Consider the following 23,320-nt stretch of genomic DNA (forward strand, 5'->3'; position numbering starts at 1 on the left):
ACGCTACGAGGCATCTAGGACAGTATCGGTCCTAGATCTGCGCGAGAATCGACATCATGACCGATACTGCCGCCCGGCTGCTCCGACTGCTCTCGCTGCTGCAGATGCCGCGCGAATGGCCGGGCAGCGAACTCGCCGACCGCCTCGGCGTCACCGACCGCACCGTGCGCCGCGATATCGACCGGTTGCGCGAGCTCGGCTACCCGGTGCTCGCCGCGCTGGGTGCCAGCGGCGGCTACCGTCTCACCGCCGGGTCGGCGCTGCCGCCGCTGGTGCTCGACGAGGACGAAGCGGTAGCGGTGGCCGTCGGCCTGCGGGTCGCCACCGGGCAGGCGGTCGGTGGGATCGAGGAGGCTTCGGTGCGGGCGTTGACCAAACTCGAGCAGGTCCTGCCCGCGAAGCTGCGCCGCCGGGTGCGGGTGGTCGGCACGGCGGTCGCGGTCCGGGTGGGTGAGGGGCCCGCCGTGGAGCCGGAGGTCCTCACCACCCTCGCCGCGGCCGTCACCAACCGGGAACGACTGCGGTTCGGCTATCTCGACACCGACGGCGCCGAGTCACGCCGCCATGCCGAACCGGTCGGCGTCGTCGCGTCCGGTCGGCGCTGGTACCTGGTCGCCTACGACCTCGACCGAGACGCCTGGCGCACCTACCGCGCCGACCGGATCGCCCACCCGCACCCGACCGGGGCCCGGATCATCGCGCGCGAGCTACCCGCTGCCGACGCCGCCGACTATGTGGCGGGACGCCGCACCGACTGGGCCACCGCCCCGTACCGGGCCGACGTCACCATCGACGCCCCGCTCGGCCGGGTCACCGGTCGACTCGGCGAGGACCCCGCCACACTGCACTCCACCGATGCCACCACCTGCCGACTCACCGGCGTCCGCGATGATGATCCCGATTGGCTTGCCCGGCGATTGGTTTCGCTCGGAGTCGCGTTCCGGGTACGTGACTCGCCCGAGCTGTCCGGGCGACTGCGGGCGATGGCGGAGCGCATCGGGCGCGCGGTGGAGTGAGGACCGCGTCAGGGCCGGGCCGCGACCGCTTCCACCTCGAACAGCACATCGGGGGTGGCCAGGGCCGCGACACCGATGAGCGTCTGGGTGGGCGGGGTGGTGCCCCAGTGCTCGGCGACGGCACCGGCGATCGGGCCGAGTTTCGTGACATCGTGGTTCACCACGTAGGTGCGCAGGGCGACGACGTGGCCGAGATCCAGGTCGTGGGCCGCCAGCGCGGTGGCGATATTGTCGAAGGTCCGCTTCACCTGCTCGGCGAAGTCACCGGAGACGACCGCGCCGTCGGCGTCGGAACCGTACTGGCCGGAGACGAAGACCAGGTCGGTGCCCGCCGGGACAGCGGCGGTGTGGCTGTAGCCGAACGGAACCGGGTTGTGCAGGCCGTCGGGGTTGACGATGGTGTGCGCCATGCGAGGCACCTCTCGTGTGGTGGATTGTTGTGACGCGGATGAGCCTGTCAGCAATACACGACATCCTCTGTCATGTATTCCGGGTAATCTTTCGCGAATGCGCGCCGACCGGCTTGTCTCCCTCGTGCTGCTGTTGCGCAGGCACGGCAGGCTGACCGCCGACGCGCTGGCCCGCGAGCTGGAGGTCTCCACGCGCACCGTGCTGCGCGATATCGAGGCGCTGTCGGCGGCCGGGGTGCCGGTGTACGCCGAACGTGGCAGGCACGGCGGTTTCGCCCTGCTCCCCGGTTTCCAGACCGAACTCACCGGTCTCAATCACGACGAGGCGCTGGCGCTGCTCGTCGCCGGATCGCGGCGCGGCGCCCAGGCTTTCGGCCTCGGCGGTGCCCTGGCCTCGGCCATGCGCAAGGTCGTCGACGCGCTGCCGGAGAGTTACCGCGACACCGCGACCGGTGCCGCCCGTCGCCTGCTCGTCGACCCCGAAACCGACCTGCTGTCACGTCGCATGGTCACGGAGGACCTGCCCGATGCCGTGGTGGCCGAGGTCCGCCGCGCGGTGCTGACGGGCCATCGGCTCCGGATCAACTACGCCGCCGTCGATCGGCCCGCGCAGTGGCGAACGGTCGACCCGATCGGCCTCGTCACCGCCGCCGAACAGGGTTATCTACTGGCCACCCGATCGGGGCAGGACCGAACGTATCGTCTGTCGCGCATCCTGGACGCCGAGGAACTGCCGGAACCGGCGCAGCGGCCGGAGCACGTCGACCTGGACCAGGCCTGGAAGGAACGCGGCACCCGATTCCGCGCCGGGAGCGACCAGATCGCCGTCGAGGTCAGGGTGAACGGTGTTCGGCGGGCGGAGTTGGTCGACACCGCGGTGACCGTCCGCTCCGAATCAGTCGATCCCGACGGGTGGCTGCACCTCGAGCTCACCTTCCAGGACCCCCGTCACGCCGAATGGGCCCTCTGGCAACTCGGCACCAACGCCGAAATCCTCACGCCCCCATGGTTGCGCACCACACTGCACGACCGTGCCGCGGCCCTCGCCGCCCACCACGCCACACCGTGACGCAGCGGCCACCACCGGGTGGATGGCCCCGGATGCGGGAACGAGGAGGGTGCGCCGGTGTGCCCTCAGCCGACCGGTGCCGGTTCTCCCGGCATGCCCTCCAACGTGAGCCCGCCCTCTATGGTGTTGGGCAGGCGGCGGCGGTTGGGGGAGCCGAGGGCGGTGGTGAGGTCGCCGCCGTCGTGTTCGGCGAGGAGTTCGCCGCTGTCCCACACCAGCAGGGTCGCGCTCACGGTGTTCTCGGCGGTTGAGTGCGCGAGGTCGTAGTGCGCGCAGCCGGGGACGTGGGGATAGGTGATCCACAGGTCGTAGCCGGTCATGAACAGGTCGAGGTCGAATTGCACACTGAGACCGAGCAATTCGCTGCGGCCGTTGTCGTCGACACCGGCGAACGCCTCGTCCAGCGCCAGCAGGCGCGGTGCCTGCGGGTCGGCGGAATCGAGCATCACGTGGGCGGCGGCGAACAACGGCAGGTGCAGCGAGACCGACTGCTCACCGCCGGACAGCGCGCTGTGGCGGGCGACGGTGAGCTTGTCCTCGGAGCCGTCCCCGGAGATCAGCGTGAACGAGAACACCCGCCACGACCGGTAATCGAGGGTGGCGGCGAGGATCTCGGGGTAGGACCGTTCCGGGTGGGCGGCGCGGGCAGCCCGGATCTCGGCCGCGAAATGCGCGCGAACCGCACCCAGATCCTCCGGGCTCAACGCGGCGGTATCGCGATCGAGCAGCTTGCACATCGCGCGCGCCGCCTCCGACAGGCCGTCGGCCAGCACCCAGTGCACGCCGATGGTGTTGCCCGACGACATCCGCCGCTGCTTCATCTCCGCACCCATGCGGGAGATGAGTTCGCGTGCGTCCGTTGTCCTTTCGTGGATCTGCTGGGCCAGTCCGGTGAGCAGCGCGTCTTCGAGGATGCGGCGTTCGGCGTCGGTGAGCAGCAGTTCCTGATCGCGGCGCGCGGCGTCGATGCGCGCCGCGAAATCGGCGAGGGCGGTCTGGCCGTTCTCGTCGTGCACGGCCACCACGGTGAGCCCGTCGTCGGCGTCCCAGTGCAGGCGGTAGTCGCGACCGGACGCGGTGAGCGCGGCGTCGAACTCCTGTAGTGCGCTGGTCACCGCCGACCGGGTGGACTTGCGCCCGGCTTCGGTGGCGCGCACCTGGGCGGTGGCGGCATCCAGGTCGGCGAACAGGGCCGCGACCTCGTCCGGCAAGACCACCGGATCGGTTTCCGGGCCCGCGGCGACAATGCGGTACTGCAACTGCTCGGATGTAGACCAGGCGGCCTCGCTGCTCGGCCACCGGTGCTCGACCGAACCGCCGAGCAGGCTCAGCAGGTCGGGTCGGGCGTACGGCGCCAGCGACCGCACTTCGGCGAGCACCTCGGTGAGCGCCGTGGCGAGCGCCTCGTGCGCCGTGCGATAAGCCGCTTCCGCATCACCCACCGCCTCGATCGCCGCATTGGCTGCCTTGCGCGCGGCCCGCTGCTCGGCTTTGGCGGCTTCGATGGCCGAACGCGCCGCGTCCAGGTCACGGTCGATGTCGGCCGCGCCGGCGCCCAACGCTTCTCGTAGCGTTGCGAGCTTGCGCTGCTGTTCGGCATATCCGGCGCGGGCTGCCTCGGCCTCCTCGGCGAACGCCTCGGCCAGGGCGCGGGCCTCGTCGTGCCGATCGGCGCCCTCGCGTTCGCGCTCACGTTCCCGCTCGTGCTCGGCACGCAACCGCAACAGCCCGGTGCCGGTGTTCTCGAAATGCCGGATCGCCGCGGCCAGTGCGTCGAGTTCCCGTGCCTCACGCGGCGTGCGATGCGCTTGCGCCGCCGCCCGCACCTTCTTGTCCTGGGCGGCCACCTCGGCCACCGCCAGATCGAGTTCCCGCTCGGCCTGCGCGGCCGCCTCCACCCGCGACCGCATCAGCCCGGCGGTCTCCGCGACTGCCCGAAGCGCGGCGGTCACCGCCGAAGGTCGCGGCAACGACTTGGCCGCATCGGCGAGCGCGGCCAATTGTGTTGCCGCCGAGGACTCTTCGGCCCGTGTCGCATCGCACTCCGCGCGGGCGGCCTCGATCGCCGCCTCGATCTCGGCGAGCCGCGATGCCCGCCTGCGTGCCCGCGCGGTGGCCCCGATGAACTCGGCCTCGGTCTTGTGCTGCCTGCCGACCAGGACACCCAACCGATAGTGGCCCGCCGCTCCGATCACCATGGTGGTAGCCTCGGCGGCCAGCGCACTCAGCGTGGCGCCTGGCATGGTCCGTCCCACGCCTTCGCCGTCCGCGACACCGGCGCGATCCGCACTCGTCGCCCCGACTGTCGTCGATTCCGCTGCGTCTCCCGCGCCTGGTGCGGAGTCTGCTCGAACTTGCGTGGTCGGCGCCGGGTGTGTCTCGGCGGCTTCGTACCCTGAGCGGTCGTCGGCTTCCGTCGAAGCGGAGTTGCCCGAGTCAGGAAAGAATTCGTCGAGGGCTACGGAGGCGAGCACGGCAGCGACCGTGTCGCTCGGGGCCTCGCCCTCGGCCGTGTTCTCTTCCACCACAAGGACATCGGCGAGGGTGCGACCGGTCGGGCGCTGGTCGAGGGGCAGTGGGAGCAGGAAGTGGTCGGCCTCGACCTCGGTGGGCAGGGTCGGGCCGCAGACCCAGCTGTCGAGCAGACCCGCGGCCTGCAAGGCGGCCTCGATCCCAGCGGCCTCCCGCGCGGACACCGCATCGCCGAAACGCACCAGCTGCCACAGCGGCGCACCCGGAAGCCCCTCGCGGGCACCGGTTCTGGCGGTCGAGGACGGGGGAGCGTCGTCGTGCTCGGCGGCGATCTGCTCGCGCTCGGCGGTCAGAGCGTCCCGGCGTGCGGCCGCCGCTTCGGCTCGCGCCCGAGCCTCCTGGCGGCGGGTGCGGATCCGCTCACGCAGTGGCTCGCAGCGTTCCGCCAACACCTCTGCCGCGGAGGGGATGTCCTCCACACCGGCCCCGGCGAAGGCGGCCTCGAGTGCTTCCAGCATGCCGACCTCGTCGGTTGTCACGTCGGCAGCCCGGGCCCGATCCGACTGCCCGGCGTCGACGCTGTCCGTGCCGCCGCGCCGGTGACCGTCGGTCAGGAGAATGCCGGAATTGGACTTCCACCAGGCCCGAAGATTCGTGGCGGACTCCTTGCGCGCCAAGGCGACCGCGGCTTCCGCGTGCGCGACCTCGGCCGCGGCCGCGTCGCGCAATTCCACCGTGCGTTCCGCGAGACGTTCCGCACGGGTGCGATCGGCAGCGGCGGATTCCCACTTGCTCACGGCTTTGCGGACCGCGCGCACGTCGGCGTCGCGTTCCTCGGCATGGCCGCGAACGGCGGCGGTGAACTGGTCGCCCCGGCCGTCGGTGCCGGGCGTGGTCCACTCGATGCCCGCTTCCTCGGCGGCCGAACGGAGGGCTTCCTCGCCGCGCACCAGCGCGGCAGCGGCCGTGCGTTCCGCTTCGGCGGCCTTCTCGGCTTCCTCGGCGCGACGCTGCAAGGTCTGGGCGGCTTCGGCGGCCTTGTCCCGGTGCACAGCGGCGGAGGTTTCGAGTCGGCGGACAGCGTCGGCGAGGTCGTCCAGTTGCTGTTTGCCCTCGTAGGCGCTGGAGCGCTGCAGGTTCTCGCGGTCGGCGATGGCCTGCTCGTAGGCGCGGTCGGCCTCCTCGGCACGGGCCTCGGCGGCGGCGCGGTCGGCGTCGCGACGTGTGCGCAAGGCGGTCGCGGCGAACAGGGCGGTCGAGGCGTTGGTGACGGCGTCGAGCCGGGTGCGTACCTGATCGACATCCGACTTCGCTTGCACCGCAAGGTATTTGCGGTACACGTCCACGAACCGTCTGGTGGCGGTGTCGGCTTGCACCAGCCCGTCGAGCGTGCGGCCCACTTCTTCCATGTCGCTGAACGACCGGGCCGCGTCGAGGATCAACTGTTCGTCGAGGGGCCGCAGACCGTCGGTGAGTGCCTGCGACAGCCCACGCGGATCGAGATTCTTGGCCAGCTGCGGGCGACGCAGAGTGAGGATCAGGTTGATGAGCTGGTCGTAGCGCTGCATCCCGAGCCCGAACATGCGGGCGTCGATCGCGGCGCGGTATTCGACCGGGCGGTCGACGATGGCGTCGCTGCCGATCTGCTCGGCGAGCTGTTTGCGGGTGAGCGGGCGGTCGTCGGGACCGATCAACGAGAAGTCGACACCCGCGCGACCGTCGGCGACGAAATACCAGCGCGTCACCTTGTCCGAGGACCGGGTGGCACGCATCCCGATACCGACCGTGACGACCTCGGGATCCTCCCAGTTGCCGCGCGCGAATTCCATCCACACATATGAGTACGCCGATTCCTGCTTGCGGTAGAGCAGGTTCGACTTCATGGTGCGTTCCTCACCGGCGAACGGGTTGAGCCTGCGCGGCTCGATCCGCCCGTCGAGCACGAACGGGAACAGCACCTCGAGGGCCTTGGTCTTGCCCGAACCGTTGGGTCCGCGCAATACCAGGCGTCCGTCGGCGAAACAGAACTCCTGGTCGCGGTAGTCCCACAGGTTGACGATGCCCGCGCGGGTCGGGACGAATCGCACTCCGCCGTGAATGAGCGTCATCTGCTCAGCTCCCTCCCACTCCGGTGCCGACATCCGCGGCGGTGACGAACAATTCCTCGGTCTTGCGCACCCGTACCGTGACGACCGCACCCCGATACCGGGCCAGCGCGGGCAGCACCAGCAGCCCGTCCGCGACGGGCCGGATCAGCCGCAGCTTGGTCAGCAGGGCCAGCACCTCGGCGGTGAGACCGGCGACATCGGCCTGCCACTGGGCGGCGAAGGTGGCACCGTATCGAGCGGTGAGGGCGGTGACGGTCGCCCGCACCCACGCCTCCTCCAGGAACGGATAGGCGTCGGGTTCCTCGACCACATCGTCGTCGGGATCCGTTGCGGACTCGGGTGTTTCGTCCACCAGGGGAACGAAGAGCCCGGCCTCGGGAATCGCGGAGTCGAGCTGCTCGAGCAGTTCGTCACCCGGATCGAGGTCGGGCGGCGACCGGTGCGGCAGCGGATTGTCCAGATCGAGGACCGCGTCGGCGATCTCACCGATCAGCAGCAGCCCCACCTGCGCCAGGGTGCCCGTCCCGGGGAACCGGGTGTCCGACAACCGACCCGAGGTGTCGATGAGCGCGACACCTTCGGCGCGCCGTTCGGCCCGCAACCCGGTGCAGTACTCGACCTCACCGATCAGGCGTTCCTGGCTGAGCAATGCCCGTTCTTCTGGCGTCAGATCCGCGAGATACACGACGGGGCGCTCCACCAACGCGCGCCGGACCCGTCGCGCCAGGTCGGCGGGTTCGGCGTTCTCGGCCAGCAGACCACGCACGCTGTGCAGGTGCTGCAACGCACGCGGCGGCCGGAACAGTGCGAACACCACTGGGCGGTCGATGTCGTAGAGCGCCTCGCCCGCATCGGGATCGCTGGCCCAGCCGCCCGCGTCACCGTCGGCCAGGGTCAGCGCACCGCGCGCCCCCAACCAACCGACGGCGTCGACGAAGGCGTCACGGTCGGCGGCCCGCTCGGTGGACAGGTCGAGCCCATCGATGCGGCTCGCGTAGTCGGCGACGTGCTCGGCCAACTCCGACAGGGTGATCTGATCCCCGGCTCGGCCCAGCGCGGCGAGTGCCAACGAAAGGTAGGCATAGCGTCGCCGGTCGAACACCCGATCGTTGACACTGCGCGCGGGCCGGGCATCCTCGAGCCGATCGTGCACCGGATAGAGGCGCGCTGTCGTCTCGGTGATCTCCACCCGATACCCGAACAACTCGGCCATGTCCTCGCGCAGCTCGGTCGCCCACCGCCGGATCAGCGGCAACGCGATTCGGTCCGGATAGACCCGCGTGACAAGGTGATTCGCCAGCATCACCCGTACCGCACGTTGGTAACTGTCGAGCGCGAGCGCATCGATCCGCGGCCGCTTCACCGGGCCACCCCCCGCCGTACCGTGCCGCCGCGCGCGCACCCCGACATCGACCGTCGATCGGGCATGGGAGCGTTGATGATCGAGCGATATCCGTCGTGCGCGCGCGCCCGGATGAGAAGCGTGGTCCACTCGGCGTTCCTCGTCGCGGCATCCGCCCGCACCGGCTGCGCCCAACGGTGGTCGTGCGGTGTCAATTGCCCCTGCGCCCGGTCTTTCTGGTCGCCGCGTTCCGCGCGGGGCGATCCGTGCCGACGGCCCATCGCAGGCGTCATCGCTTGGCTCCTCGGCGTGCGCCTGCCTGTACTTCGAGGCGGCGGTTGTTCAGGTGCAGCAGCCCGGCCGCCGTGCGGATGACCGTCGACCCGTCGCACGGGCGAACCGTCAGGGTGACGCCGTTGTCGGAACCCGTTGTGCCCTCGACCCGTCCGCTCACCGGGACCCAGGCCGTGGAGGCCGCGTCGAGCAGGCGTAACAGCACCTCGGTCTCGCGCTGGTCGAGTACCCGTTCGTGCACGTTGCCGGTGGCCAGGGACGCGGCGGCCGCCGCGCGTTCGCGTTGGGCGGCCAGTTGCGCCTCGCGCAGGCGGCGTACTCCGGCGTCGTTGCGGGAGATCCGGGCGGGTGCGCCCGCGGCGGGGGCTCGGCCGGTCTCGGCGAGGGTGCGGGAGATCTCCAAAGGTGGTGCGTCCCACCAGGATCGATGGACCGGCACCAGGTCGGCGTCGGGGTGTTCCAGTGACAGGTGCCGTGGTTTGCCGAGGCCGAACACCGCGTCGTACAGGGCATGCGCACTGCCCGAAGTGGGGGTGGCGACGAACCAGGCCGCGAGGTGACGCAGGGCCGATTCCCGGCTGATCCCGCCCCTGCGGGTCTCGGTCACCCGGCGCAACAGCGACAGCACGGCCGCGATGGCGCTCATCGTCGCCTCCCGCAGCCGGTCGGCCTCACACGACTCACCTGGCTCGGTGCCCGCGACGAACCAGGTGCGCAACCCGTCCCAACGAGAACGCCAATCCGCTTCCCGCTCGGCGGAACTCAGCAGCACCCGCTCGTCACATCCCGCTGCCCGGCCGATCAATTCCTCGACCCCGGTGGCCTCGACCTCCCCGATCGCGGCGGCCAGGCGTGGCGCGAACCGGGCAAGATCCAAACTGAACTCCCGCATGTGCGCGAGCAACGCGTCCTTGTGCGCCAGAAACGACTCGGGCGTAATCTCGGTCGTGCGCACCAGATCGCCCAGCGACAGATAGAAGTGCGCGGCCCGCGCGGCCATGTCGGTGAGCGCGGCGTCGAGCCGTCGCAGGGTGGTGTAGACCCGTTCGGCGTCGCCCTCGCGGTTGGCGGTCGCCAGGGTGCACAGGTCCGCGAGCAACTCGGGCAGCACCAGCCGCGACAGCGACGCGTCCTCCATCCGGGCCGCGAGCACCCCGGCCACCGCCTGATACGCCTGGAACCCGGCCTGCGCGAACTGGTACACGTAGTGCCGGTTGCGGTACTCGGCCAATGTGGCAGCCCGGGTGCCGTCGTAGCTGCGCTCGAGCACACCCCACCGGTGCAACTGCTCGAGTAGCGGACCGATCTCGGCGGCCGACAGCGGCACCCCCGCCGCGGCGGGCCCCCGCGCGCCCGCCTCGGCCTTGGCGATCCACTCGGCGACGTCATCGGCGTGCAGCAACACCACGTACGCCGCCCGCGCGCTGTCGAAGGCGCGCAGAACTCGCAGGTAGTCGGCGCGTTTCTCGGCGGTGGCGAACGAGAACAACCGCAGCCGCTCGTCCCAGAGGGCAGGGACGGCGCTGGGCAGGCCGTCGGCGCGGGGGTCGGTCACCGTAGACAGATTAGTGGTGACCGACCCGTGCTCCGCCCGACCCGTCCCGGATCGGCGTGGCATCGCCGCCGCGCTCACCCGACGTTGAGCGAGCGCAACTGCTCGAGGAACGACTGGGTGCGCGGATCACCGGGGAAACGCTCGATGATCTCCCGCGCCGCCTCACCCGCGATCCACGCCAGCGACGGCAGCGACTTGCGCCCCGAGGTGAACGCCGCGACGCCCTCCTCGACGGCTCGCTCGAGATCGCGGTCGCGCACCGCGACGACGGCGAGGGTGAGCCGGGCCTCCGACACCCGCATGGGATTGCGCACGCTGCCGTCGGGCCGGGTCGAATCCTTGATCACCTGCTGGGCGTAGCGCTCGGCGAGCCGGTCCTGGCCCGCCACCCGGCAGCAGTCCATGGCGTAGAAGTCGAACTTCGTCGCGTCGACGACGAAGTGGTTGTCCAGATCGGCCGGATGACCCATCCGCGCCAGGATCGCCCGGCCTTCGTCGAGCGCGGTCTGCACCGCCCGGCGATCACCGAGCCGCGCCCACCCCTTGGCCCGTTGGGCGGCCAACTGCACGCCGACACCCATCGACGTGGTCCCCGCCATCGCCTTCTCGGAGACATCGATGGCACCGCGAAAGTTGCCCTGGGTCAACGCGAACCACGCCGACATCTCCGCCGCCCAACCGACGATCTCGGGGTTGCCCGCCTCGCGACCGAGCGAATCCGCCGCGCGCCGTGTGGCTTCGGCGCCCGCCCGATGACCGAGGTCGTAGTCGACGCAACCCACCAGCAACGCCACCCAGCCAGCCAGTACGAGGATTTCCCGATGCTGGCTCAGCGTGAGTCGGCCGTCGAGCAGCGAGGTGATCCGGCGCAGCCACGCGGTTCCCTCGGCGTGCAGCTCGTGCGGGTCGGCGTAGGCGTACTCGCAGCACAACCGTTCGGCGGTGATCCGCACCGCGTCGAGGGTGGCGCTGTTGACATCGGACATGCGTAGCCTGCCGATGAATTCGAGTGTGTCCATACCGGTCGCGGATAACAGCTCGTCATCGCGGTTGGGGCGGGACTTGGGGAAGAACGCGGCGGGGACGGTGTCGAACGCGGCCGCGATGATCGGCGCGTAGAACTCGTCGGGTCGTGATTCACCGGACTCCCAGCGGCGCCAATTGCGCAGCAGAGTACTGTCCGTCGGCAGGTTGTGTGAGGACTTGGCACGCATCGCGCGGACGGCGTCGGCTTGCGACCATCCCCTCGCGTCACGTTCCGAGCGCATCCGGACAGCCCAGACGGGTCGATCATCAGTTGCGGTCACGGCCGTAGTATTCCACCAGTTAACGTTCGGCGTCCCGGATAGGGCATGTAGATGTCATCGGTTTGACATCTGCTACAACGGAGGACGAATGCGCATGCTGTAAGTAGGTGCTCGGCCGGACCGATCACCCGCCCCGCAGGAGAGCTTGCGAGGCAACGCAGTACCCCCGCGCGGCGGCTGGCGTCGCGCGGGGGGATCCGACAACAGAACAGCGATCCCAATCCAACGGAGGTTCGGGTGGAAGCGTTGATCTATGGATACTTGCGTGACGATCTGGCCGAGGGCCAGGGCGATCAATTGGAGGATGCGCTACGCAGCCTCGCGGCTACGGCGGGAATGTGTTTCGCCGCGACGTTCCACGAATCGACCGCGGGTGACGGCGCGGCCTTCGCCGAGCTCACCAAGGAATTGAAGCGGGCAGACGCACACCACGTGGTGGTGCCCTCGCTCGATCACCTTGCCGGGCAGACGATCCCGCGCGACATGCTGATCGCGAAACTGGCGCACGAGGCCGCCGCCCAAGTCCTCACCCTGGAGCGCTGACATGGCGGCCTCCGACGCCGAACCACCATCCTGACGGCGGCGCCCCGAGCGGGCCGGTGCGTCGGGCCTACAGCCCGAAGCTCCCCGGCCCGCGCCTGCGCAGGTACTTCTCGAACTCCGCGGCGATGGCGTCACCGTCGATCTTCGACATCGTCTCGTTGAGATCGAGTGCCGCGTCACCCCGTTCCTCGAGCGAGCGCACGTATTCGCTGATCTCCTCGTCGCCGACGGTCATCTCGTTCACCGCGGCCTCCCACTCCTCGGCTTGCGCGGGCAGTTCGCCGAGCGGCACCTCGATGTCGAGGACTTCCTCCACCCGGTGCAGCAGCGCGATCGTCGCCTTCGGATTCGGCGGTTGCGACACGTAGTGCGGCACCGCGGCCCAGAACGACACGGCGGGCACGCCTGCCTTGACGCACTGGTCCTGCAGCACGCCGGTGATCCCGGTCGGACCCTCGTAACGGGTCTGTTCCAGGTTGAAACGCTCGGCCGCCTCCGGGCTGTAGGCCGAACCGGTGACCGGCACCGGCCGGGTATGCGGTGTGTCGGCCAGCAACGCGCCGAGGATCACCACCGTCTCCACACCCAGCTGTTCGATGAACTCGAGCAGGTCGTTGCAGAAGCTGCGCCAGCGCATGTTGGGTTCGATCCCGCGCAGCAGCACCACGTCACGGTCGCTGCCGGGCGGCGAGCACACCGACAACATGGTCGAGGGCCACTGGATCTCCCTGGTCACCCCGTCGACCTGGCGCACGGTCGGCCGGTTCACCTGGTAGTCGTAATAGTCCTCGGAGTCGAGTTCGGCCAGCGGCTCGGAGTCCCAGAGCAACTCCAGGTGTTCGACCGCGCCGCTCGCGGCGTCACCGGCATCGTTCCAGCCCTCGAAGGCCGCGACCAGCACGGGATTGCGCAACGTCGGCAGTTCCGTCTCGGGGGTCTCACTGGCATCCACCCGGTCAGCCTAGTGTCTTGGGCCAATTGTTTTGTGGCGACCGGCAGGGTTGCGTGTTGTGTGGCCCGGACCACTGGATCACCGACAGTGGTCTCGCGTGTCCGAGGCGCCCACTAGTCTTGAACCATGCCTGCGTCCTTGCCCACCACTTTCGATACCACGCTCCTCGACACGCTGCGACGCCGTGTCGTCATCGGCGACGGTGCGATGGGCACGATGTTGCAGGCCGCGGACCTCACGCTCGACGACTTCCGCGGCCTCGAGGGATGCAACGAGATCCTCAACGACACCCGCCCCGATGTCCTCGCCGACATCCACCGCGCGTACTTCGCGGCGGGCGCGGACGCGGTGGAGACCAACACCTTCGGGTGCAACCTGCCCAACCTCGCCGACTACGACATCGCCGACCGGATCCGCGACCTGTCCGAGCGCGGTACCCGCATCGCCCGCGAGGTGGCCGACGAGATGGGCCCCTCCGCCGACGGCACCCCGCGCTACGTCCTCGGATCCATGGGCCCGGGCACCAAGCTGCCGACGCTGGGCCACGCCCCGTTCGCCGCGCTGCGCGACGCCTACACCGAGGCCGCGCTCGGCATGCTCGACGGCGGCGCCGACGCCATCCTCATCGAAACCTGTCAGGACCTCCTGCAGGTGAAGGCCGCGATCACCGGCAGCCGCCGGGCCATGCTCGCCGCCGGTCGCCGGATCCCGATCATCACGCACGTGACGGTGGAAACCACCGGCACCATGCTCGTCGGTAGTGAGATCGGTGCGGCGCTCACCGCGCTGGAACCGCTCGGCATCGACATGATCGGCCTGAACTGCGCCACCGGGCCCGACGAGATGAGCGAGCACCTGCGGCACCTGTCGCGCCACGCCACCATCCCGGTGTCGGTGATGCCGAACGCCGGTCTGCCGGTGCTCGGTGCGAAGGGCGCGGAGTACCCGCTCACGGCCGAGGAGCTGGCCGCCGCGATGAGCGGTTTCGTCTCCGAATTCGGGCTGTCGCTGGTCGGTGGCTGCTGTGGCACCACGCCCGAGCACATCCGCCAGGTCGCCGAGGCGGTGCGCGAGGTCGAGAAGACGCTGCCGCCGATCGATGACCGCCGTCACCCCGAGCACGAGCCCGCAGTGTCGAGCATGTACACCGCCGTGCCGTTCGAGCAGGACGCGTCGATCCTGATGATCGGCGAGCGCACGAATGCCAACGGCTCCAAGGCTTTCCGTGAGGCGATGCTGGCCGCCGACTGGCAGCGCTGCCTCGAGATCGCCAAGGACCAGACCCGCGACGGCGCGCACATGCTCGACCTGTGCGTCGACTACGTCGGCCGTGACGGCGCCGCCGACATGAACGAGCTGGCCTCGCGCCTGGCCACCTCCTCCACTCTGCCGATCATGCTCGACTCCACCGAGGTCGCGGTTCTGCAGGCCGGGCTCGAGCACCTGGGCGGCCGGTGCGCGGTGAACTCGGTGAACTACGAGGACGGCGCGGGTCCCGATTCGCGGTTCCAGCAGATCATGGCGCTGGTCGCCGAACACGGTGCCGCCGTGGTCGCGCTGACCATCGACGAGGACGGCCAGGCCCGCACCGCCGACCACAAGGTCGCCATCGCGGAGCGGTTGATCGCCGACATCACCGACAACTGGGGGCTGGCCGAGTCCGACATCATCATCGACACGCTGACCTTCACCCTCGGCACCGGCCAGGAGGAATCGCGCAAGGACGGTCTCGAGACCATCAACGCGATCCGCGAACTCAAGCGCCGCCATCCGCAGGTGCAGACCACCCTCGGCCTGTCCAACATCTCCTTCGGCCTGAACCCGGCCGCCCGGCAGGTGCTGAACTCGGTGTTCATGCACGAGTGTGTGGAAGCCGGACTCGACTCGGCCATCGTGCACGCCTCGAAGATCTTGCCGATGAGCCGGATCCCCGACGAGCAGCGCGAGACCGCCCTGGACCTGATCTACGACCGCCGCGGCGAGGACTACGACCCGCTGCAGAAGCTCATGGCCATGTTCGAGGGCGTGTCGACCGCATCCTCGAAGGCCTCGCGTGCCGAGGAGCTGGCCGCGCTGCCGCTGTTCGAGCGACTGGAACGCCGCATCGTCGACGGTGAACGCAACGGTCTTGGCGAGGATCTGGACGAGGCGATGCAGTCGGTGCCGCCGTTGCAGATCATCAACGAGACGCTGCTGTCGGGCATGAAGACCGTCGGCGAGCTGTTCGGGTCGGGCCAGATGCAGCTGCCGTTCGTGCTGCAGTCGGCCGAGGTGATGAAAACCGCTGTGGCGCACCTGGAACCGCACATGGAGGCCACCGACGACTCGGGCAAGGGCCGCATCGTGCTCGCCACGGTGAAGGGCGATGTGCACGACATCGGCAAGAACCTGGTCGACATCATCCTGTCCAACAACGGCTACGAGGTGGTGAACCTTGGCATCAAGCAGCCCATCGCCACCATCCTCGACGCCGCCCAGGACAAGAAGGCCGACGTGATCGGCATGTCCGGCCTGCTGGTGAAGTCCACCGTGGTGATGAAGGAGAACCTGGCCGAGCTCAACGCCAAGGGCGTGGCCGAGCAGTTCCCGGTGCTCCTCGGCGGCGCCGCGCTCACCCGCTCCTACGTCGAGAACGACCTCACCGAGGTCTACGACGGTGAAGTGCACTACGCGCGTGACGCTTTCGAGGGTCTGCGGTTGATGGACGAGATCATGACCGTCAAGCGCGGCGGTGGCCTCGACCCCGACAGCCCCGAGGCGATCGAGGCGAAGAAGAAGGCCGCCGAGCGCAAGGCCCGCCACGAACGATCCAAGCGGATCGCCGCCGAGCGCAAGGCCGCCGAGGCGCCCGTCGTGGTGCCCGAACGTTCCGACGTGGCCGCCGACCTGCCGGTGCCGACCCCGCCGTTCTGGGGCACGCGTGTGGTGAAAGGCCTTCCGCTGGCGGAGTATTCGGGTCTGCTCGACGAGCGGGCGCTGTTCCTCGGGCAGTGGGGTCTGCGCGGGCAGCGCGCTGGTGACGGGCCGAGCTATGAGGAACTGGTCGAGACCGAGGGCCGTCCCCGGCTGCGGTACTGGCTCGACCGGCTCGCCACCGAGGGCGTGTTGCAGCACGCCGCCGTGGTATACGGGTACTTCCCGGCGGTGTCGGAGGGCGACGAGGTCATCGTGCTGACCGAGCCGGAACCCGATGCGCCCGAACGATACCGGTTCACCTTCCCGCGTCAGCAGCGTGACCGGTTCCTGTGCATCGCCGACTTCATCCGCTCGCGGGACAAGGCACGCGAGACCGGTCAGGTCGACGTGCTGCCCTTCCAGCTGGTCACCATGGGTCAGCCGATCGCCGATTTCGCCAACGCCCTGTTCGCGGGCGACAACTACCGCGACTACCTCGAGGTGCACGGTATCGGCGTGCAGCTCACCGAGGCGCTGGCCGAGTACTGGCACCGCCGGGTGCGCGAGGAACTGAGCATCGACGGGCGGTCGGTCGCCGACAGCGACCCCGACGACGTGCAGGAATACTTCAAACTCGGCTACCGGGGCGCGCGGTACTCCTTCGGTTACGGTGCCTGCCCCGAACTCGAGGATCGCGCCAAACTGGTCGACCTGCTCGAGGCCGGGCGCGTGGGGGTGACGCTGTCGGAGGAACTGCAGCTGCATCCGGAGCAGTCCACCGACGCCTTCGTCCTGCTGCACCCCGAGGCGAAGTACTTCAACGCCTGACGGCGCTACGGTGAACGGGCCGGTCCATCTCGGATCGGCCCGATTCACACCGTGCCGTGTGAATCTGCTCACGAACCCGGCGGGGTGACCATGGTGGTCGTCGCTCGGCAACGGAATCGAAGCACGCGGGCACGTAGGATTTTCGGAAGTTTCATCCCGCTGTGGCGCGGAGGGCTGGACGACTCGGCGGTAAGCAGGAGGGGCACACGTTATGACATCGGATCGGTTGATCGCGGGACGCTACCGACTCACCGACCCGATCGGCACGGGTGCGATGGGCGTGGTGTGGCGCGCCACCGACGTCCGGTTGCGGCGCACCGTCGCGGTCAAGCAGGTGCTGCTCGCCCCGGGTCTCACCGGAACCCAAGCGCTGGAAGCGAAATTGCGGGCCATGCGTGAGGGGCGCATCGCCGCCCGCCTGCACCATCCCAACGCCATCACCGTCTTCGATGTCGCCGAAGAGGACGGCCAGCCCTGGCTGGTCATGGAATACATGAACGCGCCGAGTCTCGCGGTGAAGATCTCCGGCGGGACCACGTTGTCGCCGCTCGAGGTGGCCGGGATCGGTGCGCAGGCCGCGGCGGCGTTGTCGGCGGCGCACGACGCCGGGATCATGCACCGCGACGTAAAACCGGCCAACCTGCTCGTCGGTGACGACGGCACCGTCAAACTCACCGACTTCGGCATCTCGCACGCCACCGGCGACGTCACCGTCACCGCGACGGGTTTCCTCGCGGGCACCCCCGCCTATCTGGCGCCCGAGATCGCCCGCGGTGACAACCCGAAACCGGCCGCCGACGTGTTCGCTCTCGGTTCAACGCTCTACGCCGCGGTGGAAGGCGCACCGCCGTTCGGCGAGGGCGACAATCCCCTCGCGGTCCTGCACGCCGTCGCGCGCGGAGTGGTGCCCGAGCCGACGAAGGCGGGGCCGCTCGGGCCGGTGCTGATGTGGCTGCTCACCGCCGACGACACCGAGCGCCCGACCATGGCACAGGCCAGGCGTGCGCTGGAAGATGTCGCGGCGGGACGGGTTCCGGCGCTGCCCGCGACCGCGACCAAGGTGCTCGACCTCGGCGGGACGACCTCGACACCCGAACCACCGACCCAGGGCGGGAGAGTGAAGGCCGCCGGGCTGCTCGGCAGCGGACTGGCGTTCGCGAAGGCGGCCCGTTCGGCGATCACCGGCGGTTCGTCCGGCGCCGCCGAGCCCGACCTCACCGGACCGCCGCGTCCGGCCGAACCGCGTCTGCCCGACACGGCAACCACGACCGGCGGTTCCGACGCCGCACCGACCGAATTCCTCGGCGGTGTCCGGGACGCGGATGCGCCCGGTCGGCTCTCATCGCGTCCGCCCGCCGCCCCGCTCGTCCCCGCCCGCACCGATTCGTCCACCAATCGTGCCGTGCTCCTGCTGGCCGCCGCCGTGGCCGCGTTCACGGTGATGCTCGTGGTGCTGGTCGTGACCCGCGACCGTGGCGGCGACCCCGGGCAGCAGGCGCAGGACCCGCCGTCGCCGGTCACCGTGACCACCATGGTCGACGGCAAGGTGAGCACCGTGGTGATCGTTCCCGAACAGGAGACGATCACCGTCTCGGCGCCGCCGCTGTCCGGGGCAACCACCGCACCGACCTCCGCCCCGGCCACGAGCAGCGCGACATCCACCCCGCGCCCCACCACGACCACCATCAGCACGACACCGTTCGGACCGCCGACGCCCGAACGCATCAACCAGTTCATCGCGAGCTACTACGGGATGCTGCCCGGCAACACCAGCGGCGCCTGGTCGCGCCTGGCCCCTGGCTACCAGGCCCAGACCGGCGGCTTCGGCCAGTACTCGTCGTTCTGGTCGACCGTGCGCTCGGTGACCGTCGGATCGATCACCCCCAGCGGGCCCGATCGCGCGGTCGTCTCGCTCACCTATCACCTCACCAACGGGTCGGTGAGCTCGGAGAACCGGTGGATCACGGTCACCGGCGACGCGGGCAACCTCCAGATCGCCGGATCAGGGGTATGAACCGAACCCGTTAGGCTTGACCAGGCTCCGCGAGTGCTGGTGCCCGCGAGACGACGAGAACGAGGCGAGTGACAACGTGAGCGCGCGACCGGCCGCGGTGCTGTGGGACATGGACGGCACGCTGCTCGATTCGGAGAAGCTGTGGGACATCGCGGTGCGCGAACTTGCCCGCGAACACGGTCACGAGATGACCGACGAGTTGCGCCACGCCCTCATCGGCGCCTCCGGACCCAACGCGCTGCGCATGCTGTTCGACGGTATCGGGGTGACGGCCACCCCGCAGGTGATCGCGGCGGCGGGAGAGTTCCTCGAACGACGCGTGAGCGAACTGATGCTCGGCCCGATCCCGTGGCGGCCCGGCGCACTCGACGCGTTGACCATGGTGCGCGCCGAGGGCCTGCGCTGCGCGCTGGTGACCAACACCAAACGCTCGCTCACCGAACACGGCCTCGACACCCTCGGCAGGCACTTCTTCGACCTGTCGGTCTGTGGTGACGAGGTGGCCCACGGTAAACCCGCCCCCGACATCTACCTGCGGGCCGCCGAGCTGCTCGGTGTCGACCCGGCCGACTGTGTGGCGCTGGAGGACTCGCCGACCGGCGCGCTGGCCGCGCAGGGCGCCGGATGCGCGGTGATCGTGATTCCCTGCGAAATCGAGGTTCCCGAGGTCGCCGGGCGGGTATTCCGAGAATCATTGACCGGTTTGTCGATGGCCGATCTGCGCGCCGCCTTCACCGTGCGCGACGGACGGGCCGCCGCCACAGCGTGATAGGGCGTAATAGCCTACCGTGATAATTCCGTCACCGAGCTGGTTTCGTCGAAAACTGTTGTGGCACAGTTGAATTCGTCTCACTGTGATCTGTTCGGGATTGGTCGATTCGACCGAATCCCGGGCGTGTCACAGAATTTTCGCGCAAACTGTTTCCATGACAGGCACGCGGGGGCTTGACGAAATCGTCGACATCGCACGGTATCCACTCACCGATCCGGGTGATCCGGGCAGACAGGCCGCGATCGACGCGGCCCGTGCCGAACTCGCCGAGGACGGCTGTACCGTGCTGCGGGAATTCATCCGCCCGCAGCTGCTCGAGACCCTGCGCGCCGAGGGCGAGGCCATCGCCCCGCACGCCCACTACAAGGTGGAGCGGGTCAACGCCTACAACATCCCGCTCGACGCCGACCTGCCCACCGATCACCCGGCCCGCATCGTGCTCGACCGAGGCAACGCCTTCGTCGCCCGCGACCACATCCCCGCCGACGCGCTGATCCAGCGCCTCTACACCGATCCGGTGTTCCAGCGCTTCGTCGCCGACTGCTTCGAGCTCGACGAACTGCACGAATTCGCCGACCCGCTGGCCGGACTGTGCCTGAACGTCGTGGAGCCGGGCATGTCGCACCCCTGGCATTTCGACACCAACGAATTCACCGTCAGCATGCTCACCCGCCGCCCCGAGTCCGGCGGAGTCTTCGAGTACTGCCCCAACATCCGTGACCCGCACGCCGAGAATCTCGACGACGTGCGGGCCGTGCTCACCGGCGAGGGGCAGCGCCTCATCCGGGCGCTCGAGCTGCGCCCCGGCGACCTGCAACTGTTCAAGGGCCGCTTCTCCCTGCACCGGGTCACCGAGGTGACCGGTGCCGGACAACGACATTCGGCGATCTTCGCCTACACGGACCGGCCTGGGGTGATCGGCACTGTCGAACGCACCAGGCAGCTGTTCGGCCGTGTGCTACCCGATCACGTGGCCGCCGCGGCCGCCGCCGTCCGAGGTGACCGACTGCTCGACTGAGAGGAACCCATGTCCGTTCCGTTGCACACCACCGGTAAAGCATCCTTCGACGACATCTACGAAAGTCCCGACCCCCGAGCGTATTTCGCCCGGATGAACGAGCTGGACTACCGGATTCCGGAACTGGCGAAGCCGCACTTCGCCGAGCAGTTGCGCCAGCTGCGGGCCGCGCGGCCGGACCGCATCCCGACGGTGCTCGACCTGGGCTGCTCCTACGGCGTGAATGCGGCGCTGCTGCGCACCGACACCACCGTCGACGAGCTGGCCACGCACTACCGAGACAACGTCGACACCGACCGGGTCGGTCTCATCGCGGCCGACCGGGAGCGGTTACGCACCGACCTGATGCCCGACGTACGCTTCATCGGGATGGACGCCGCACGCCCGGCGCTGACCTACGCCCACGCCGCCGGATTCCTGCACGACTACGTGCACGCCGACCTCGAGGCCACCGAGCCCACCGAGGCACAGCGGCGTGTGCTCGCCTCCGCCGATCTGGTGATCTCCACCGGATGCGTCGGCTACATCACCGAGAAAACCCTGTCCAGGGTCGCGCAAGCCGATCCGCACAAGCGACCGTGGATGGCGCACTTCGTGTTGCGGATGTTCGACTTCGATCCCATCGCCGCCGAACTCGCCGCGCTCGGCTATCGCAGTGAGCAGCGGCCCGGTATGTTCCAGCAGCGTCGCTTCGCCTCGGCGCAGGAACGTCAGCAGGTACTCGATGCGTTGGCGGCCAAGGGAATCGACACCACCGATCACGAAGCCGAAGGCTGGCTCTACGCCAACCTGTTCCTGTCCCGCCCGCATCCCATCGAGACCTGAGGATCTGGATTGAACCAACCCACGTTCGCCGCCGAAGACACCCTGCCCCGGGTGCCGCTGCCGACACTGGAAGACAGTTGCGCGCGGTTCCTGCAGTGGTGCGCTCCGCTGCTCGGCGCCGAGGAGTACGCCACCACCGAGGGCGCGGTAGCCGAGCTGCTGCGCCCCGGTGGAGCCGGGCGCACCCTGCACGCCGCGCTGGCCGAATACGACGCGACCCCCGGGGTCGGCAGCTGGCTCGACCAGTTCTGGCCGTCGCGGTACCTCGGTCGTCGCGACCGGATCGCGATCAACGCCAACTTCGTGTTCCTGTTCCGCGACGACACACCGCTGGCGTCGTCGACGGTCGCGGGGCAGGCCGAGCGGGCCGCCGCGCTCATCGGTGCCGCCGTCGACTACAAGCTTGCCCTGGACGCGGAGAAGATCCCGCCGGTCACCCAGCGCGGGCAGCAGTTGTCGATGTGGCAGAACAAGTACCTGTTCTCCGAGACCCGGATTCCCGGTGAGGTACAGGACACCGTCCGCAAGCCTTACAGCGACGAATGGCCCGGGCCCTCGGACGCCCGTCACATCGCGGTCTTCTACCGGGGCAACATCTTCCGGCTGGATGTCATCGGGACCGACGGCGCGCCGTACGCGTTCTCCGACATCGTCGACGGCCTGCGCGCGGTGATCAAGGCGGGCACCAAGCCCGCCGCGACCGATACCTCCGTCGGCCACCTCACCACCAAGGCCCGCGCCGAATGGGCCCGCAGCCGGGCGACCCTGCGCACCGTGCCCGCCAACGTGGCGGCGTTCGACGCCATCGAGACCGCACTGTTCTCGGTGTGCCTCGAGGACTACGCCCCCCGCGACGAACTGCACGCCAGCGACCAGCTCCTGCACGGCGACAGCGGTAACCGCTACTTCGACAAGTCGGTCTCGTTCATCGTCTTCGCCGACGGGCAGGCGGGCATCAATATCGAGCACTGCGGGCTCGACGGGACAACCGTGCTCTCGTTCGTCGACGCGCTGCTCGAACGCGGCGCCGACGACCACGCCACCACCAGCGGCGCCACGGCGCAGGGGCTGCCCGCCGTCGAGCCGATCGAGTTCGAACTCGACTCGGCCGCGCGCGCCGACATCGCCGCGGCCGGTGCGGATTTCGCGAAGTTCGCCGCCGACACCGCCACCTCGCTGGTGTCGTTCGACGACTTCGGCACCGCCGACGCCAAGAAGCTCGGTATCTCGCCGGATGCGTTCGCGCAGTTGAGTTATCAGCTCGCGCACCGGCGCAGCAAGGGCATCACCGGGGCGACCTACGAGTCCATCGCCACCCGTCAGTTCCGCAACGGCCGCACCGAGGCGATGCGGGTGGTGACGCCGGAGATGGTGGCGTTCGTCGACGCGATGGTCGATCCCGAGGCCGACCAGGAGACCAAGCTCGCCGCGGCGCGGGCCGCCGCCGCCGCGCACGTGAACCGCGCCAAGGAATGCCAGGCGGGACAGGCACCTGAGCAGCATCTGTGGGAACTCGAGTGGATCCAGCGCAGGCGCGGTGCGGAGCTCGGGGTGGACGGTGAGCGGATCGCGCTGTTCGACAGCCCCGGGTGGACCGTCATGCGCGACGACTACCTCTCGACCAGCTCGGCGCCCTCGCAGTACATCCGCTACTTCGGGTTCGGGTCGACGAGTCCGCGCTGTATCGGCATCGCTTACGTGTTGCTGCCGGACCGCTGGAACATCTACCTGGCCACGCCGAAGTCGGTGGCCGATCAGATGTACGCGTTTGCTGACCAGCTGCGTACTGCGGTTGGTGAGCTGCGGGAGTTGTTGGCATGAGGTGGCCGGGTACGCGTCTGTGGGGGCGCGTACCCGGCGCTTTATGTGTTGCGCCCACGGAGGTGCTGGCTGTGTTTTT

General features: G+C 69.3%; 15 protein-coding genes. 9 read left to right on the top strand and 6 right to left on the bottom strand.

What is annotated here, in order from left to right; translation table 11 throughout:
• Positions 1 to 56: 56 nt before the first annotated feature.
• Complete coding sequence (locus NC7_RS10065; RefSeq protein WP_067981216.1) at positions 57 to 1,016, top strand: helix-turn-helix transcriptional regulator; 960 nt, start codon at positions 57 to 59, stop codon at positions 1,014 to 1,016.
• Between the two features lie 8 nt (positions 1,017 to 1,024).
• On the opposite strand, the gene NC7_RS10070 is transcribed toward NC7_RS10065, so the two are convergent.
• Positions 1,025 to 1,426, bottom strand: coding sequence for a RidA family protein (locus tag NC7_RS10070; RefSeq protein WP_067981217.1), 402 nt, complete (start codon positions 1,424 to 1,426; stop codon positions 1,025 to 1,027).
• 97 nt (positions 1,427 to 1,523) lie between these two features.
• Between NC7_RS10070 and NC7_RS10075 the strand changes: the two genes are divergently transcribed.
• The gene (locus NC7_RS10075; RefSeq protein WP_067981218.1) at positions 1,524 to 2,495 is read left to right on the top strand and encodes a helix-turn-helix transcriptional regulator; all 972 of its coding nucleotides are present in this window, start codon (positions 1,524 to 1,526) and stop codon (positions 2,493 to 2,495) included.
• A 65-nt stretch (positions 2,496 to 2,560) separates the two neighbouring features.
• Here NC7_RS10075 and NC7_RS10080 read toward each other — a convergent pair whose 3' ends face one another.
• The 4 genes from NC7_RS10080 to NC7_RS10100 form a co-directional block, all read right to left on the bottom strand.
• Positions 2,561 to 7,075, bottom strand: coding sequence for an SbcC/MukB-like Walker B domain-containing protein (locus NC7_RS10080; RefSeq protein ID WP_067981341.1), 4,515 nt, complete (start codon positions 7,073 to 7,075; stop codon positions 2,561 to 2,563).
• A 4-nt stretch (positions 7,076 to 7,079) separates the two neighbouring features.
• On the bottom strand, positions 7,080 to 8,438 hold the full coding sequence (locus NC7_RS10085) for a TIGR02678 family protein (RefSeq protein WP_373861234.1): 1,359 nt from the start codon (positions 8,436 to 8,438) through the stop codon (positions 7,080 to 7,082).
• A gap of 268 nt (positions 8,439 to 8,706) precedes the next feature.
• Complete coding sequence (locus NC7_RS10095; RefSeq protein ID WP_067981220.1) at positions 8,707 to 10,266, bottom strand: TIGR02677 family protein; 1,560 nt, start codon at positions 10,264 to 10,266, stop codon at positions 8,707 to 8,709.
• Positions 10,267 to 10,340: 74 nt separating this feature from the next.
• On the bottom strand, positions 10,341 to 11,573 hold the full coding sequence (locus NC7_RS10100) for an NsdA family TPR-like regulatory protein (protein WP_236573316.1): 1,233 nt from the start codon (positions 11,571 to 11,573) through the stop codon (positions 10,341 to 10,343).
• 237 nt (positions 11,574 to 11,810) lie between these two features.
• Here NC7_RS10100 and NC7_RS10105 point away from each other — a divergent pair, with 237 nt between their 5' ends.
• The gene (locus tag NC7_RS10105) at positions 11,811 to 12,116 is read left to right on the top strand and encodes a hypothetical protein (RefSeq protein ID WP_067981221.1); all 306 of its coding nucleotides are present in this window, start codon (positions 11,811 to 11,813) and stop codon (positions 12,114 to 12,116) included.
• A 67-nt stretch (positions 12,117 to 12,183) separates the two neighbouring features.
• Here the strand turns inward: NC7_RS10105 and NC7_RS10110 are convergent, their stop codons facing one another.
• The gene (locus NC7_RS10110) at positions 12,184 to 13,068 is read right to left on the bottom strand and encodes a PAC2 family protein (RefSeq protein ID WP_067492062.1); all 885 of its coding nucleotides are present in this window, start codon (positions 13,066 to 13,068) and stop codon (positions 12,184 to 12,186) included.
• Between the two features lie 126 nt (positions 13,069 to 13,194).
• Here NC7_RS10110 and metH point away from each other — a divergent pair, with 126 nt between their 5' ends.
• The 6 genes from metH to NC7_RS10140 all read left to right on the top strand — a co-directional run bounded on the left by metH (position 13,195) and on the right by NC7_RS10140 (position 23,241).
• On the top strand, positions 13,195 to 16,791 hold the full coding sequence (gene metH / locus NC7_RS10115) for a methionine synthase (RefSeq protein ID WP_067981222.1): 3,597 nt from the start codon (positions 13,195 to 13,197) through the stop codon (positions 16,789 to 16,791).
• A 211-nt stretch (positions 16,792 to 17,002) separates the two neighbouring features.
• Entirely contained in the window at positions 17,003 to 18,805 is a 1,803-nt protein-coding gene (locus NC7_RS10120) for a serine/threonine-protein kinase (protein WP_067981223.1), read from the top strand.
• A gap of 76 nt (positions 18,806 to 18,881) precedes the next feature.
• Positions 18,882 to 19,574, top strand: a complete 693-nt coding sequence (locus NC7_RS10125; RefSeq protein ID WP_255285046.1) for an HAD family hydrolase — start codon at positions 18,882 to 18,884, stop codon at positions 19,572 to 19,574.
• A 157-nt stretch (positions 19,575 to 19,731) separates the two neighbouring features.
• Positions 19,732 to 20,595, top strand: coding sequence for a HalD/BesD family halogenase (locus NC7_RS10130; protein WP_067981224.1), 864 nt, complete (start codon positions 19,732 to 19,734; stop codon positions 20,593 to 20,595).
• Between the two features lie 9 nt (positions 20,596 to 20,604).
• Complete coding sequence (locus NC7_RS10135) at positions 20,605 to 21,420, top strand: class I SAM-dependent methyltransferase (RefSeq protein WP_067981225.1); 816 nt, start codon at positions 20,605 to 20,607, stop codon at positions 21,418 to 21,420.
• 9 nt (positions 21,421 to 21,429) lie between these two features.
• A complete protein-coding gene (locus tag NC7_RS10140; RefSeq protein ID WP_067981226.1) occupies positions 21,430 to 23,241 on the top strand; it encodes a choline/carnitine O-acyltransferase in 1,812 nt (603 codons plus the stop codon).
• Positions 23,242 to 23,320 lie beyond the last annotated feature (79 nt).

It is taken from the genome of Nocardia caishijiensis NBRC 108228 (assembly GCF_001612825.1).
GTDB lineage: Bacteria > Actinomycetota > Actinomycetes > Mycobacteriales > Mycobacteriaceae > Nocardia > Nocardia caishijiensis.

Bases quoted from the DNA above. Each gene is read 5' to 3' on its own strand.
- NC7_RS10120 (WP_067981223.1), top strand. From the start codon at position 17,003: ATGACATCGGATCGGTTGATCGCGGGACGCTACCGACTCACCGACCCG.
- metH (WP_067981222.1), top strand. From the start codon at position 13,195: ATGCCTGCGTCCTTGCCCACCACTTTCGATACCACGCTCCTCGACACG.
- NC7_RS10135 (WP_067981225.1), top strand. From the start codon at position 20,605: ATGTCCGTTCCGTTGCACACCACCGGTAAAGCATCCTTCGACGACATC.
- NC7_RS10080 (WP_067981341.1), bottom strand. From the start codon at position 7,075: ATGACGCTCATTCACGGCGGAGTGCGATTCGTCCCGACCCGCGCGGGC.
- NC7_RS10075 (WP_067981218.1), top strand. From the start codon at position 1,524: ATGCGCGCCGACCGGCTTGTCTCCCTCGTGCTGCTGTTGCGCAGGCAC.
- NC7_RS10130 (WP_067981224.1), top strand. From the start codon at position 19,732: ATGACAGGCACGCGGGGGCTTGACGAAATCGTCGACATCGCACGGTAT.
- NC7_RS10070 (WP_067981217.1), bottom strand. From the start codon at position 1,426: ATGGCGCACACCATCGTCAACCCCGACGGCCTGCACAACCCGGTTCCG.
- NC7_RS10065 (WP_067981216.1), top strand. From the start codon at position 57: ATGACCGATACTGCCGCCCGGCTGCTCCGACTGCTCTCGCTGCTGCAG.